The organism is Flavobacterium plurextorum, assembly GCF_024638035.1.
Taxonomy (GTDB): domain Bacteria; phylum Bacteroidota; class Bacteroidia; order Flavobacteriales; family Flavobacteriaceae; genus Flavobacterium; species Flavobacterium plurextorum.
Genome location: NZ_CP100442.1, coordinates 296,835 through 312,043, shown reverse-complemented (window position 1 = coordinate 312,043; position 15,209 = coordinate 296,835). Strand labels below are relative to the sequence as shown.

Sequence of the window (15,209 nt, the reverse complement as noted above, 5' to 3'; positions counted from 1 at the left end):
TTTTAAAATGAAAATTGAGGAAACATTTATAAAAGACTTAGTAGTTGTAGAACCAACAGTATTTGGAGACGAAAGAGGTTATTTTTTTGAATCTTATAGTAAAACTAAATTTGAAGATTTAGGAATTAATATTGAATTTGTTCAAGATAATCAATCATTCTCAAAAAAGGGAACTTTAAGAGGGTTGCATTACCAAAATCCTCCTTTCGCACAGACAAAACTAGTTCGTGTTTTAGAAGGAGAAATTATTGATGTTGCAGTAGATTTAAGAAAAGATTCTCCTACATATGGGAAATCATTTAGTGTTTTATTATCAGCAGATAATAAAAAACAATTATTAGTACCGCAGGGATTTGCTCACGGGTTTTCAGTTATTAGTGAAACGGCTTCGGTTATGTATAAATGTGATCAATTTTATAACAAAGCTTCTGAAGGAGGAATCAAATATGACGATCCATCTTTGAATATTGATTGGGGAATGAATCTTGAGGAGGCTATTGTCTCGGAAAAAGATCAAATTCTCCCTTTTATTGAAAATTGTAATAGTTTATTTTAATGAGAAAAATTCTTGTAACAGGTGCCAATGGGCAGTTAGGATCTGAATTATCAGCTTTATCGTCAGAATACACACAATGCAATTGGTTTTTTGCGGATAGAACTCAAATCACATTAGATAATTTAGAGATTCTGAAAATACAGTTAGGCGAAATTCAACCAGATATAATTCTAAATTGTGGTGCATATACGGCAGTTGATAAAGCGGAAACGGAAAAAGAATTAGCTTTTACTATAAATCATTTGGCAGTTGAGTTAATTGCAAAATATGCATTCGAAAATAATGTCAAATTAATTCACGTTTCAACTGATTACGTATTTGATGGAACTTCGTCAATTGCTTTGGATGAAAAAGCAGAAACTAACCCTATAAATGTTTATGGAGAAAGTAAGTTGGCAGGTGAAATAGCTTGCTTAAAAGAAAATCCCGAATCTATTATTATTAGAACTTCTTGGGTTTATAGTAAGTTTGGAAATAATTTTGTAAGAACGATGCAACGATTAATGCAGGAAAGAGATGAAATTAATGTGGTTTATGACCAGATTGGTTCGCCAACGTATGCAGCAGATTTAGCACTTGCAATGATGGATATAGTTGAATCTTCTAAATGGATTCCAGGAATTTATAATTACTCAAATGAAGGTGAAATTAGCTGGTACGAATTTGCGTTAAGTATTAAAGAACTTGGAAATTACAGTTGCAAAGTAGGAGGAATTCCATCGTCTTCTTATCCAACTCCAGCAAAACGTCCTGAATTTTCACTATTAGATAAGTCAAAGATAATGTCCGTTTACAAGGTTGAGGTGCCGGATTACAAAGAGAGTTTAAAAAAAATGTTTACTTAAAGAAAAGATTATATATAGATTTTAGCATTAATGTTCTAACGAAGGTAAAAGTCAAAAGTCTTGCTTCTAACATCTTGCTTCTAAAAATCTAAAATCTAAAATCACAAAAGATGAAAGGAATTATATTAGCTGGAGGTTCTGGCACGAGATTACATCCATTAACATTAGCGGTGAGCAAGCAACTAATGCCAGTTTACGATAAACCAATGATTTATTATCCGTTGTCAACTTTGATGATGGCAGGAATAAGTGAAATTTTGATTATATCTACCCCTCACGATTTACCCCATTTTAAAAAACTTTTAGGAGATGGTAGTTCAATTGGCTGCAAGTTTAGTTATGCTGAACAGCCAGATCCAAATGGGTTAGCACAAGCCTTTGTCATTGGAGAGGAATTTATAGGTAAAGATAAGGTCGCTTTAGTGCTTGGGGATAATATTTTCTTTGGAACAAACATGCAACAATTGCTTAAAGATAATGCTGATCCAGAAGGAGGGGTTGTTTTTGCGTACCATGTTTCTGATCCTGAAAGATATGGTGTTGTTGAATTTGACGAAAACAAAAAAGCGATTTCAATTGAAGAAAAACCATTGGAGCCTAAATCAAATTACGCTGTTCCAGGATTGTATTTTTACGATAACTCTGTAGTTGAAATTGCTAAAAATATTAAACCTAGTGCTCGTGGTGAATATGAGATCACAGATGTTAATAAAGTTTATCTTGAAAAAGGAAAGCTAAAAGTTGGAATATTAAGTAGAGGTACGGCTTGGTTAGACACAGGGACTTTTAATAGTTTGATGCAAGCAGGTCAATTTGTTCAAGTACTTGAGGAAAGGCAAGGTCTAAAGGTTGGTTGTATTGAAGAAATTGCTTGGAGACAAGGATTCATCGATGATGCTCAACTTGAGAAATTAGCATTACCGTTGGTGAAATCGGGATACGGGGCGTATTTAATAGAATTTTTAAAACAAAAGAAAAGAGGAGTTAAAGTTTAATTTATTCTAGAAATAAATTTTTAAACCCTTTAATTTGTATTTTTGTAAGACATACAAAGTTTACAGAACGAAATCAGACCAAATTGGAGACAGATCAACCAACCAAAATAGCCTCTATATTGTACAATTCTTTTTCACCAAGGAATTTGAGAGCAAATATCAATAGCCTTAGTTATTTGCCTCGATGGATTATTATTGCCATTGATGTAATGGTACTGATTTTTTCCTTCACCTTTACCTATATGCTTTTTGAAGGAACAGGATTAGGATATATTATTACATCGCATCAATCTTATTTTGTTGTTAGTTTGTTGGTTGTAAACATATTTTTCTTTTGGTTGTTTAGGACCTATTCAGGTATTATTAGGCATTCTTCTTTTATTGACGCTATAAAACTGTTGTTTTCTCAAATGTCAGTTTTAGTTTTCTTTTTGTTTTTCAATTTAGTTTTTGAATTGTATACAGGACATAAGGCTTTTTTGAATACAGGACTCTTTATTAATTTGGTTTTGTCTTTTTGTAGTTTGTTTTTGTACCGAGTAGTCGTAAAACAAACTTTTGAAATGTACTTTTCAGAAAAGACAAATTCTAAACTTATTCGAACAGTAATTTATGGTACAGATGCAAATGCAATCTCTGTTGCCAATGCTTTGAAGTTTGAAACTCCTTCTAGATTTAAAATTGTAGGTTTCGTCGATAAAAATAATCAGAATGCATCTAAGAGAATGTTGGATCTTCCGATATTGATTTTACGAAAAAAATTACCTGCATTAATGCGTTCTGTAGCTGCAGAAGGTGTGATTATTGCAGATAAAAGTTTGTCTAAGGAAGAACAGTTAATCATTGTTGATCAATGTTTGGAGTTTAATTATAGAGTTTATACTGTTCCATTGATTTCAGATTGGGAAAATCAAAAAGAGATTTCGCAAAAAGTAAAAAATATTCAAATTGAAGATTTGCTGGAACGAAAACCAATTGTTCTAGACAGTAAATCAATTTCTAAGCAATTAAAAGACAAAACAATTCTTATTACTGGAGCCGCTGGTTCAATAGGAAGTGAGATTGTGAGACAGGTTCTTGGTTTTAATCCAAAGGCTGTGATTGTTTTGGATCATGCTGAAACGCCGCTTCATAACTTATGTTTGGAGACATTAGCCATGAATTCAGACACAAAAATAATTGCCGTAATTGCTGATGTAAAAAGTAAAAAAGCATTAGAGAAGGTATTTAAAAACCATAATCCGCATGTTGTTTTTCATGCGGCAGCATACAAACATGTGCCATTAATGGAGGACAACCCTTCGCAAGCTATTTTAACTAACATAAAAGGAACTAAGAATCTTGCTGATTTATCCTGTAAGTATCATGTCAAAAAATTTGTCATGGTATCAACAGATAAAGCAGTTAACCCTAGTAATGTTATGGGGGCAAGTAAACGTATTGCAGAGAAATACGTGCAGTCTTTATTCTTAAAAAATCAAAGTGAAAATATTCCAGGGGTAACAAAGTTTATTACTACTCGTTTTGGAAATGTTTTAGGTTCTAATGGATCTGTAGTCCCTTTATTTACCAAGCAAATTGCTGAAGGCGGCCCAGTTACAATTACACATCAAGACATTATTAGATATTTCATGACTATTCCAGAAGCTTGTCAGTTAGTATTAGAAGCTGGAGCAATGGGTAATGGTGGAGAAATTTATATTTTTGATATGGGAAAACCAGTCAAAATTATTGATTTAGCTAGAAAAATGATTAAGCTTGCAGGTTTTATCCCTGATAAAGAAATCAAAATAAAAATAGTAGGTTTAAGACCAGGCGAAAAATTATATGAAGAGTTATTGAATGATACTTCTAAAACGCTGCCAACTTATCATAATAAAATTATGATTGCTCAAGAAATACAAGATGAATACGAAAATTTGCATATTGATATCGATGAGCTAATTGGAATTGCTGATTTTTATGACAATGACGATATTGTCGCTAAGATGAAAAAGATTGTTCCTGAATTTAAGAGTATGAATTCAACTTTTGAAGTTTTGGATAAATAATATGGATAAACTATAGGATGTTATCTACAAATATAATTTGTAAGAAAAAAGGTGCTTTTTTAGCGCCTTTTTCCATTGTTAAATATTTTTGATAATGGACAGTGAAAATGAGCAAGAGGATTGGTTATTTGTTATAAAATCAAGGAACAAATTTCTATCATTAAATCTTAGAGAAGTTTGGCAATATAGAGATCTATTATTTCTTTTTGTAAAAAGAGACATAATAACGGTTTATAAACAAACTGTTTTGGGGCCGTTATGGTATTTGATACAACCATTATTTACGTCGCTTACTTTTACCATCATTTTTAATAACGTAGCCGGAATTAATACGGGTTCTGTACCGCCTTTTTTATTTAATTTGACAGGAATTACGATTTGGAATTATTTTACAGCTTGCTTGAATGGAACTTCTGATACTTTTAAAGTGAATGCAAGTGTTTTTGGAAAAGTTTATTTTCCAAGAATTATTACTCCATTATCAATTGTGATTTCTAACTTAATTAAATTCGGAATCCAATTTTTAATTTTTATTGCATTTTATATATTTTATTATTTAAAAGATGTGAATTTAATTTTAAATGGATTTGCAGTGTTTTTTCCTTTTCTAATTATCATCATGGGGATTTTAGGGCTTGGATTAGGAATGTTGATTTCTTCGATGATTACTAAATATCGAGATTTTAGTTATTTGGTAAGTTTTGGAATCCAATTATTAATGTATTTGTCAGCTGTAATGTATCCAATGGGATTAGTAAAAAATAAACTGCCAGAATATGGATGGATTGTTGAATACAATCCGCTGGCATTTATAATTGAAACTTCAAGATACATTCTTTTAAATGTGGGTGAAGTATCAGCTTTAGGATTAATTTATACCGTTGCTGTTACGATTGTTATTTTTTTTATTGGTCTTTTAACTTTTAATAGAACCGAGAAAAGTTTTATAGATACAGTTTAAAAAGAGTTCGATATTTATTAAATCTAGTTTATTCAAAAATTGAAAGACATTATTTTAAAAGTCGAGAATATTTCTAAACAATATCGTCTAGGGCAAGTTGGTACCGGAACCATAAGCCATGATTTAAATCGTTGGTGGCTCAAGATAAGAGGCAAGGAGGATCCTTATTTAAAAATAGGAGAAACTAATTATCGCTCTGTTAAAGGAACTTCAGATTATGTTTGGGCACTGCAAAATATAAATTTTGAAGTTAAACGTGGAGAAGTTTTAGCAATTATTGGTAAAAATGGAGCAGGGAAATCGACACTTCTTAAAATATTATCAAAAGTTACTGCCCCAACTACAGGCAGAATAAAGTCTCGAGGACGTATCGCTTCATTATTGGAAGTTGGTACTGGATTTAATGGAGAATTGACAGGAAGAGAAAATATTTTTTTAAATGGAGCAATTCTTGGAATGACCAAAAAAGAGATCATTTCAAAACTTGATGAAATTATTGAATTCTCAGGCTGTGAACGTTATATAGATACTCCCGTAAAAAGATACAGTTCTGGAATGAATGTTCGTTTGGCATTTGCTGTAGCAGCCTTTTTAGAGCCTGAAATTTTGGTTGTTGATGAGGTATTGGCAGTTGGTGATGTAGAATTTCAGAAGAAAGCAATCGGTAAGATGCAAGATATTGCAAAAGGCGAAGGCAGAACTGTTTTATTTGTAAGCCATAATATGGCTGCCATAAAGAGCCTATGCACAAGAGGAATTGTTTTAGAATACGGAAAGGTTGTTTTTGAAGGTGAAATTAGCGAAAGCATAGATTTTTATTCAAAAATAACAACAGAAGAACTCTTGTCAGAGTGTATTCATAAATCTCGTTTAAATAGAATAGAATTTAATTATTTTAAAGTCACAAATAATAATATTCCAATTTTACAAGGTCAGATTATTGAATTGGGAGATAAATTAGAATTTGAAATTAACTTTAAGATTTTAGATCGTGTTACAGATTTATCTATTGCGATGGATGTTTTAAATGCAAATCAAGAGTTAGTAGCTCATATTACAAATGAAGATGATGGTTTGCTGTTTCAGAAGTTAGAAAAAGGAAAGGAAATTACAATTCACGTTAAGACAGATCACTTGTTATTTATTCCTGGTTTTTATACTATTAATCTTTGGATTGGAAGTGGTCAGCTTGATACTTTTTATACCATTAAAAACTTAGTGGGATTTTATTTAGAACAAAGCAGTTTCACAAAAAGGACAAAACCGTTGCCTAAACATTCGAAAATGTATTTACCCACAAAGTGGAACTCAAAAGTTACAGAGAATGATTAGTGTGAGTTATTTAGTCTCTTATGATTATGCTATGTTGCTTACCTCTATTAAACAATTGTATGATGATGTCGATAAAATTGTTTTAGCAATAGACAGTGAAAGTAAAACATGGAGTGGAAATACATTTAAAATACCCGATTCTTTTTTTGATGAAGTTAAAATTTTTGATAAGAAGGATAAAATTCAATTCTATTTTGATCAATTTTATATGTCAGATTTGACCCCAATGGAATGCGAATCGAGAGAACGAAATATGGTACTGAAGAAATTAGGGAAAGGTTGGAAAATTCAGTTGGATGTTGATGAATACATTTATGATTTTAAAAAGATCACGAAGTATTTAAACAAGTATTGGTATCTGAATTTGTTTCCTAAACTTACACCAATTTGTTTTCAAGGAAATCTGATTACTTTGTTTCGAGAATTGCCAGATGGTTATTTGTATATTGATAATGAAGAGAAATTTCCGTTTATTACAAATCAGACAATAAATACACATACAAGAGGAAATAATAAAATCAAAAATCATTTTTCGAATATTAAAGTAATTCATCAATCTTGGGCTAGAAGTGAAGAACAAGTTCATTTAAAGATTAAAAATTGGGGACATAGAGATGATTTTGATACTGAAATATATTTTCAGTTTTGGAAAGGCTTAAATAGTTCTAATTACAAAGAGTTTAAAGATATTCACCCCATAACACCAAAAGTATGGAATGTGTTAGAATTTATGCCGTCAAATTCTATTGATGATTTTATCGCAAAATTTGAAATTAATAATGGTCAAATTCCACTATTGTTATCAAATAAAATGGTTTTTAAAGCCGGTTTAAAAAGATTAATAAGGCTTAAGTAAATGTTGGCTATTATAATTCCTTTTTACAAATTAGCTTATTTTGAAGAAACAATTCAATCACTTGCTAATCAATCGGATAAAAGATTTAAGGTTTATATTGGAGACGATGCAAGTCCTGAGTGTCCAAAAAGAATAATCGAAAAATATCGGGATAAGTTTGATGTTAACTATTATCGTTTTAATGAAAATTTAGGGAGTAAGTCATTAACAAAACAGTGGCAGCGCTGTATTGATTTTTCAGAAAATGAAGAATGGATTATGGTTTTGGGCGATGACGATGTTTTGGGTAATAATGCTATTGCGGAGTTCTATAAAAGTCTGTCCCAAATCGATGAAAAGATTAATGTTATAAGGTACTCGACACAATTAATCAATGAGCGAAATGAAACCATTTCGGATGTACATACACATCCAGAAATAGAAAAATCAACCGATTTCCTGATTAGAAAAATAACAAATAAAACTCGCAGTTCATTAAGTGAGTATGTTTTTAAGAAAGAAAAGGCTTTAGAGATTGGTTTTAGAGATTATCCAATAGCGTGGTATAGTGACGACACGGCCGTTTTGGAGTTTTCTGAATTTAAAAATGTCTATAGCATTAATAACGCAGTCATTTTTGTGAGATTTTCATCTCTAAGTATTTCCGGAGATGTAACAAAAGAAAGAATCAAGAACAAAGCAAAGTTTACATTTTATTATTTTCTTTTGACGAGAAGAACAAATTGTTTTTCAAAAAAGCAAAGACAAATTTTAGTTTCCAAAATTTCAAATTGTTATATAAATGAAAAAAAGCAAATCGTTTATTTCTTAAAAATAAGTTGGCTCTACTTCAATTATAATTCCTTTATAAATTATTTGAAGTTTATAAAATCGGTTGCATACCACTTTACAAAGATTGTTAAGAAATACATGAAAGTTACAAAATGCGCTCTTTTTATCTTTTGATCAAATGCACAATAAGTTAGTTTCTATAATCATTCCAACCTTTAATCGAGCAGATTTAATAGTTGAAACGTTAAACAGTATAGTAAACCAAACTTATACAAACTGGGAATGCCTTATTATTGATGATAGAAGCACTGATCAAACAGCTAGTTTGATTGCTGGCTACATATATAAAGATAAACGTTTTCAATATCATCAAAGACCAATAGATCGAATAAAAGGTGCAAATGCCTGTAGGAACTTTGGTTTCGAGTTATCTAAGGGGGCATATATAAAATGGTTTGACAGCGATGATATTATGAGTTCTGATTTTCTCGAAAAACAAGTTGGTGTTTTAAATAAAAATAAGGAATTAGGATTTTGTGCAGCGTTTTCGAAAATATTCACAAAAACAATTCACGATGCTAATGAGGACTTTATCCCTCAAATGATTTACGATAAAAATGCCTTATTTCATTTTATAATAGGTGAGCTTTATTTTTTAACACCATCTTCACTTTGGAGAAGAGAAGTACTAAATAATAAAGAACTCTTTGATGAGACTTTGTCAAATGCTCAGGAAACTGATTTTAACTTTAGAAGATTGGTCGAAAATGTGAGGTTTTACTATATTGAAGACGTATTGTTTTTTGTGCGAAGAGGACATAAAAGTATTGATTCCGAAGCATCAACTAATCCAATCAGTTTGCAATCACAACTTGATTATTTTCAAAAAGTTTATAAAGTTTTAAATTCCAATGAATGTAATATAGAAGAAGATAAAATCAAAAAGCTTAAGAAATATATAATATACAGAGAATTGCATTTTTTCTACGAGATAAGATTGCTGTTAAAATTTAATAAAAGCATAAGAAATTTTAAATTCATTTTAGAAAACTTAAAGGATGTAAATCTTAACTATTATGATGCAGTAAGACTTTATGTTGGAATTACGACAATTATTTTAACCAAAAAAGGTTTTCGTTTAATACATCTGAAAAGATTTGATATTAGAATTAAAGACTAAATAATTATATAATGTAGTGCAAAAATGTCGAAACGATTAATGAGAAAAGTTTAATGGCAAAAGTGATTTTACTTTCGCAAGTTCCGCTGCCTTTTTCAAAGATTGGAAGTTGGACAACCCTATATAATAATTACCTAGAGAAAAATAATGAAATAGATTATATAGTTTGCCCTAAGTCAGAAGATTTGTTTAAGGGAGTAAAATATAGTTTTATACAAGCAACACTTTGGAGCAGCATTCAGAACAAAGTTTTCAAGAAAAAAAACATAGAATATTTAAGCGCTTTAGACAAGATAATAGTTCGAAACGAAAACTATATAATTCAAATTGTTGATAATTACGGAATGGTTAAACCACTTAAAGAGTATCTTCTTTCAAAAGGAGTTTCAAAGAATTGTTACATTCAGTTCTTTTATCATGGTTTCTCCCCATATGCTCAGCTAAATTCAAAATCAAATTTTTATGAATTGATAAATGAATTGATCGTATTAACAAATGATAGTTATAAACAGCATAAAGAAACAATTACTACTCTTCCCAGCTATTTTTCTATACTTTATAATGGCATCGATACTAATAAATTTAAAAAAGTTTCGATTTTAAAAAAGCAAGAACTAAAACAGAAATACGAGTTTGATGATAAAAAAGCCTTTGTATGGTGTTCTCAAGACAGACCCAAAAAAGGATTACATATTATTTTAGAAGCATGGAAAAAAATATATAAAACAGAAAAAAATATAGTCCTAATAGTTATTGGTTGCGAAGCTCAAGAAGATATAGATGGCGTAAAATTCTTGGGTAAAATTCCAAATCATGATCTTCCAGAATATTACCAAGCGTCAGATTGTTATCTTTTTCCAACGTTATGCCAAGAAGGTTTTGGCCTAAGTTTAATTGAGGCTTTGCACTGCGGTAATTATTGCATTGCCTCTGCAATGGGAGGAGTCCCAGAAGTTTTACAATATGGAAAGCTGGGAAGACTCATCCAAAATCCAGATTTTGTTTCAGAATGGGTCGATGCAATAAATGATTTTTTGGATGGAAAATTTGAGCTTCCTGAATTTTCTTCAGAATTGTATTCTTCAGAAAAATGGAATATTAGAATGAATGAACTTATAACCAAAGCTAAAAACAGTATGCCTTAGAGTGAAAACAATTGCCATAATTCCAGCACGAGGAGGTTCCAAAAGGCTGTATCAAAAAAACATAAAACTAATTGGCAGTATTCCTTTACTGGTGCATAGTATTTTGTATGCACAAGCCAATAGTGAAATAATTGATGAAATTTATGTTTCGACTAATGATGCAGAAACAAAAAAGATTGCATTACAATTTGGAGCAAAAGTTATAGACAGACCAGAATCGCTATCAGGAGATTTAGAACCAACCGTAACTGCATTGAAGCATGTTTTAGAGACAATAAATGTTGATATTGAAAATGTTATTTTACTGCAGCCTACAAATCCATTAAGACCAGAAAATTTATTGAAAGATGCTTTTAGGGCATATGAAAGAGAGCGGTATGATAGTTTATTTACGGTTACTGGGAATGATAAAAAGTTTGGAAAAATAGTTGATAATAAATTTATTCCGTTTACTTATAAAATCGGACAAAGGAGCCAAGATTTGGAACCTCTTTTCTTTGAAAATGGATTACTTTATATTACAAAAGCAAGATTAATTTTTGAAGATATAATTATTTCAAAAGATGCATTACCATTCGAAGTAAACCATACGTTCGCGAATGTTGATATTGATACCCAAGAGGATTTTGATTACGCTGCATTTTTATTTAAAAATATGTATTGATTTACATCTCAATGAGTCTGTATATAGAAATATTACCAAATTATTTCTTAGTTGTCTGCAGAAATCGGATATTTGTCCGCTCAATCATCAAAAACAATTTAGAGATATTTAAATATGTTTCGTTATTAATTTCCACTTTTAAGCACTTATGTTTTTCAACTCCATAGCTTTTGCTGTTTTTTTACCAATAGTATTTTTATTGTATTGGTTCGTTTTTAATAAAAACAAAAGCACCCAAAATTTTGTATTAATTATTGCTAGTTATTATTTCTATTCCTGCTGGGATTGGAGGTTTTTATTCTTATTAGTTTTTTCAACCTTCTTAGATTATTATACAGGAATTCAAATTGAGAAAGGGAAATCGGAAAAAAGCAGGAAATTTTGGTTTTGGTTAAGTATTATTGTTAATCTTGGATTTTTGGGAATCTTTAAATACTATAATTTTTTCGCAGCCTCTTTTGCAGATTTGTTAAGTGCAGCAGGATTTAAAGCAAGTCCAATTTTGTTAAATGTGATTCTTCCGGTCGGTATTTCGTTTTACACTTTTCATGGACTGTCTTATGTAATAGATATTTATTATAAACGAATTAAAGCCGAATACAACTTTGTAGATTACTCCTTGTTTGTAAGTTATTTTCCTTTGCTGGTTGCCGGTCCAATTGAGAGAGCTACACATTTGCTTCCGCAAGTAAAAATAAAACGCGAATTTAATTTTCAAACTGCAAAAGATGGAGTTTGTCAAATTATTTGGGGATTAGTCAAAAAAGTAGTTATTGCCGATACTTGCGCAACTTATGCTAATGCCATTTTCGATAATTATTCAACGATGAACTCTTTTTCATTGATATTGGGAGCCGTTTATTTTGCATTTCAAATTTACGGAGATTTTTCAGGTTACTCAGATATTGCTTTAGGGGTTTCAAAATTGTTTGGAATTGATTTGTTGCGAAACTTCAATTACCCTTATTTTTCTAGAGATATTGCTGAGTTCTGGAGAAGATGGCACATATCGCTTTCGTCATGGTTTCGAGATTATTTATATATCCCATTAGGAGGAAGTAAAGGCGGACTTTGGATGAAAATTAGAAATACGTTTATAATTTTTATTGTCAGCGGATTTTGGCATGGAGCAAATTGGACTTATATAGCTTGGGGATTCATAAATGCTGTTTATTTTTTACCGCTGCTTCTGGCAAAAAGTAACAGAAATAACATTGATACAATAGTTTTAAAAAGAGATTTAGACTCTGTAAAAGTAATCCTTAGTATTTTATCAACGTTTATAATTACATGTATCGCTTGGGTGTTTTTTAGAGCAAGAACGATATCAGATGCTTTGTTGTATCTGAAAAGATTAGTTTTAAATCAAGATTTTAGTTTTCAATATTTAGATAACGAAAGATATAATTATGAATTAATACTCTTAGTAGTATTGTTTGTTGCAGTAGAGTGGAATAGCCGTGCTAAGATCGAACCGCTTTCAGGACGAAATAGTATGCTTAAAATTGCATTGGCTATTACAGCAATACTTGCGTTTGGAACTTTCTCTGATTATAAAGAATTTATATATTTTCAATTTTAATGAAACGTTTTTTAACCTATACCGCTAAAATTATTCTAATAACAACTCTAATAGCAGTTGTCTTGGATGGACTTTATACAGCAGTTTTTTTTCAATCAAAAAATCGCGGAAAAATTGAAACAGTTGTCAATTCTAAACCTCAAAACTATGATGTAGTTATTCTAGGTTCCTCAAGAGCAAACAATCATTTTGTTTCGCAAATGTTTGAAGAAAAAGGGCTAAAAACTTTTAATTATGGTATGAGCGGCGGACATTTATTTGAAGCTTCATTGATGCTGAAATTAATGATTGAAAGAAAATACAAAATTAAAAATGTTGTTCTTGAAGCCGATTTAAATTTGTCAAACGACAAAGAATCTGATGGCGTTTCGGCAAAGTTTTTACCTTACATTCATAATTCGGAAGTAATAAAAAATCAGTTTAAATCTCAAGAAAATTTTAATGAACTCTATTATATTCCATTTTATAGATTCATAAAGTTTGATAGCAAAATTGGTTTTAGAGAAGTTTGTAAAATCATTAAAAATGAAAAAACAAATGCATTAGATAACCTAGGATATTATCCATTAGAAAAACATAAAAACGGCAATATGAAAAATAATATTGTCAATTTAAATCCGCTTCTTCATAATAAATATTACGAAGAAATTAAAAATATCTGCAAAGCAAACAACATTAATTTTATTGCAGTAATGACGCCAATGTGCGAAAACGTTGTGGGAATGAATTATTTTGAGAAAGTTAAAAAAGCTTATCCCGAGATTCATAATTACGAGAACATAGTGATCGAAAATAAGTACTTCTCGTCTTGCGGACATATGACAGATGAAGGTGCTAAAATTTTTACGGCTAGAATTTTGAAAGACTTTTTTAATAAGTAGGTTTTTTTAATGAAGAGGAATAAAATTTTACTATTCTTTCCCGATGGAATTGGAATTAGAAATTACCTTTATTCAGACACATTTATTAATATAAACGAAGAATTGATTCTGTTTCATAATTTTGATCCAGAGACCATAATAGAAATTAAGAAGAATGTTGCAATAGAAAGTGAAATTGTAATTCCTGATTATAAAGAGTCTGTAAAGGAAAAATTTCTGAGGGAATTAATTTGTTTATCAAGATTGTATTACAATCAGAAACAGGTGAAGAATCCAACTTTGTTAAGTAACTGGAATTGGAATCAAAAGACATTTTCTAAAAAGATTTTCTACAAAGTAATTGAGTGTATTGCTCCTTTTTTTAAAAAGTATTCCAGCATTTTAAAATTAGAACAAAGATATCAGAATGCCCTTCGTCAAAATCCTCTTTACGATGAGGTAAAAACAATTCTAAAAAAAGAGCGGCCTAGTGCTGTTTTCTGTTCCCATCAAAGAGCTTTAAAAGCAGCAGCAATATTTGCTGCGGCATCAGATTTAGGAATTCCAACAACAACAGTAATTTATTCTTGGGATAATCTGCCCAAAGCCCGTTTAGCTTTAAGAGCCGATAATTATTTAGTTTGGTCAAATTATATGAAAAATGAGCTGAATACATATTATCCTGAAATTTCTGTGGATAAAATTTCTGTCACAGGAACACCTCAGTTTGAGTTTTATCAAAAAGCAGAAAATATAATTGAAAAAGAGATCTTTTATAAAAGATATAATTTAGATCCAAATAAGAAAATAATATGTTTTTCAGGAGATGATCTAAAAACATCTCCAGATGATCCGAGTTACTTAAAAGATCTTGCTCAAGAAATTATTAAAGCAAATTTACAGCACCAGTATCAAATACTATTTAGAAGATGTCCAGTTGATTTTTCAGGAAGATTTGATGAAGTTGTAAATGAATTTAAAGATCTAATAAAAGAAGCTTCACCATCATGGTATTTTAGTAAATCAAAGGAATGGAATGCTGTCTATCCATCTCTCGAAGATGTAAAACTGCTTGTCAGCACCGTTTTTTATTCTGATTTAGTTGTAAATGTTGGTTCAACAATGGCATTTGATTTTTGGATGTTTAATAAACCTTGCATCTTCATTAATTACGATCAGCAAAATAAAAAAGAAAAAAATTGGTCCGTAAAGACAATCTATCAGTTTCAGCATTTTAAGAGTATGCCAAATAAAAAAGCGGTTATTTGGCTGAACAGCAAAGAAGAAATTTCAAAAAAAATAGTTTTAGAGACAAGTCAAAATGCTGCTATGGAAGAATGGAAAGTGAAAATACTTGGTGATTATAAAAACGCATCAAATAACATAAGACAAAAGCTGATTGCTGTTTAAG

General features: G+C 30.5%; 14 protein-coding genes. All 14 read left to right on the top strand.

Going from position 1 to position 15,209, the window contains the following annotated elements:
• Positions 1 to 7 precede the first annotated feature (7 nt).
• On the top strand, positions 8 to 556 hold the full coding sequence (gene rfbC / locus NLG42_RS01495) for a dTDP-4-dehydrorhamnose 3,5-epimerase (protein ID WP_257682816.1): 549 nt from the start codon (positions 8 to 10) through the stop codon (positions 554 to 556).
• Entirely contained in the window at positions 556 to 1,401 is an 846-nt protein-coding gene (gene rfbD, locus NLG42_RS01490) for a dTDP-4-dehydrorhamnose reductase (RefSeq protein ID WP_257682815.1), read from the top strand. Before rfbC ends, rfbD begins: the two co-directional genes overlap by 1 nt.
• 110 nt (positions 1,402 to 1,511) lie before the next feature.
• Positions 1,512 to 2,396 carry a glucose-1-phosphate thymidylyltransferase RfbA gene (rfbA, locus tag NLG42_RS01485; RefSeq protein ID WP_257682814.1) on the top strand — a complete coding sequence of 295 codons (885 nt, stop codon included), beginning with the start codon at positions 1,512 to 1,514 and terminating at the stop codon, positions 2,394 to 2,396.
• A gap of 83 nt (positions 2,397 to 2,479) precedes the next feature.
• A complete protein-coding gene (locus NLG42_RS01480; protein WP_257682813.1) occupies positions 2,480 to 4,447 on the top strand; it encodes a polysaccharide biosynthesis protein in 1,968 nt (655 codons plus the stop codon).
• Positions 4,448 to 4,541: 94 nt separating this feature from the next.
• Positions 4,542 to 5,408, top strand: a complete 867-nt coding sequence (locus NLG42_RS01475; RefSeq protein WP_257682812.1) for an ABC transporter permease — start codon at positions 4,542 to 4,544, stop codon at positions 5,406 to 5,408.
• 39 nt (positions 5,409 to 5,447) lie between these two features.
• Positions 5,448 to 6,740, top strand: coding sequence for an ABC transporter ATP-binding protein (locus tag NLG42_RS01470; RefSeq protein ID WP_257682811.1), 1,293 nt, complete (start codon positions 5,448 to 5,450; stop codon positions 6,738 to 6,740).
• Positions 6,733 to 7,596 carry a hypothetical protein gene (locus NLG42_RS01465; protein ID WP_257682810.1) on the top strand — a complete coding sequence of 288 codons (864 nt, stop codon included), beginning with the start codon at positions 6,733 to 6,735 and terminating at the stop codon, positions 7,594 to 7,596. The genes NLG42_RS01470 and NLG42_RS01465 overlap by 8 nt, the downstream gene beginning before the upstream one ends.
• Positions 7,597 to 8,541 (top strand): glycosyltransferase family 2 protein, encoded by a 945-nt coding sequence (locus NLG42_RS01460; RefSeq protein WP_257682809.1) that lies wholly within the window; start codon positions 7,597 to 7,599, stop codon positions 8,539 to 8,541.
• A 4-nt stretch (positions 8,542 to 8,545) separates the two neighbouring features.
• Positions 8,546 to 9,547 carry a glycosyltransferase family 2 protein gene (locus NLG42_RS01455; RefSeq protein ID WP_257682808.1) on the top strand — a complete coding sequence of 334 codons (1,002 nt, stop codon included), beginning with the start codon at positions 8,546 to 8,548 and terminating at the stop codon, positions 9,545 to 9,547.
• A 53-nt stretch (positions 9,548 to 9,600) separates the two neighbouring features.
• Positions 9,601 to 10,692, top strand: a complete 1,092-nt coding sequence (locus NLG42_RS01450; protein WP_257682807.1) for a glycosyltransferase family 4 protein — start codon at positions 9,601 to 9,603, stop codon at positions 10,690 to 10,692.
• 1 nt (position 10,693) lies between these two features.
• The gene (locus NLG42_RS01445) at positions 10,694 to 11,356 is read left to right on the top strand and encodes an acylneuraminate cytidylyltransferase family protein (RefSeq protein ID WP_257682806.1); all 663 of its coding nucleotides are present in this window, start codon (positions 10,694 to 10,696) and stop codon (positions 11,354 to 11,356) included.
• A gap of 148 nt (positions 11,357 to 11,504) precedes the next feature.
• Complete coding sequence (locus NLG42_RS01440; protein WP_257682805.1) at positions 11,505 to 12,938, top strand: MBOAT family O-acyltransferase; 1,434 nt, start codon at positions 11,505 to 11,507, stop codon at positions 12,936 to 12,938.
• Positions 12,938 to 13,819, top strand: coding sequence for a hypothetical protein (locus tag NLG42_RS01435; protein WP_257682804.1), 882 nt, complete (start codon positions 12,938 to 12,940; stop codon positions 13,817 to 13,819). The genes NLG42_RS01440 and NLG42_RS01435 overlap by 1 nt, the downstream gene beginning before the upstream one ends.
• A 9-nt stretch (positions 13,820 to 13,828) precedes the next feature.
• Positions 13,829 to 15,208, top strand: a complete 1,380-nt coding sequence (locus NLG42_RS01430) for a CDP-glycerol glycerophosphotransferase family protein (protein ID WP_257682803.1) — start codon at positions 13,829 to 13,831, stop codon at positions 15,206 to 15,208.
• Position 15,209: the final 1 nt, after the last annotated feature.

Bases quoted from the DNA above. Each gene is read 5' to 3' on its own strand.
- NLG42_RS01440 (WP_257682805.1), top strand. From the start codon at position 11,505: ATGTTTTTCAACTCCATAGCTTTTGCTGTTTTTTTACCAATAGTATTT.
- NLG42_RS01455 (WP_257682808.1), top strand. From the start codon at position 8,546: ATGCACAATAAGTTAGTTTCTATAATCATTCCAACCTTTAATCGAGCA.
- NLG42_RS01450 (WP_257682807.1), top strand. From the start codon at position 9,601: ATGGCAAAAGTGATTTTACTTTCGCAAGTTCCGCTGCCTTTTTCAAAG.
- rfbA (WP_257682814.1), top strand. From the start codon at position 1,512: ATGAAAGGAATTATATTAGCTGGAGGTTCTGGCACGAGATTACATCCA.
- NLG42_RS01435 (WP_257682804.1), top strand. From the start codon at position 12,938: ATGAAACGTTTTTTAACCTATACCGCTAAAATTATTCTAATAACAACT.
- NLG42_RS01430 (WP_257682803.1), top strand. From the start codon at position 13,829: ATGAAGAGGAATAAAATTTTACTATTCTTTCCCGATGGAATTGGAATT.
- rfbC (WP_257682816.1), top strand. From the start codon at position 8: ATGAAAATTGAGGAAACATTTATAAAAGACTTAGTAGTTGTAGAACCA.
- NLG42_RS01465 (WP_257682810.1), top strand. From the start codon at position 6,733: ATGATTAGTGTGAGTTATTTAGTCTCTTATGATTATGCTATGTTGCTT.
- NLG42_RS01475 (WP_257682812.1), top strand. From the start codon at position 4,542: ATGGACAGTGAAAATGAGCAAGAGGATTGGTTATTTGTTATAAAATCA.
- NLG42_RS01460 (WP_257682809.1), top strand. From the start codon at position 7,597: ATGTTGGCTATTATAATTCCTTTTTACAAATTAGCTTATTTTGAAGAA.
- rfbD (WP_257682815.1), top strand. From the start codon at position 556: ATGAGAAAAATTCTTGTAACAGGTGCCAATGGGCAGTTAGGATCTGAA.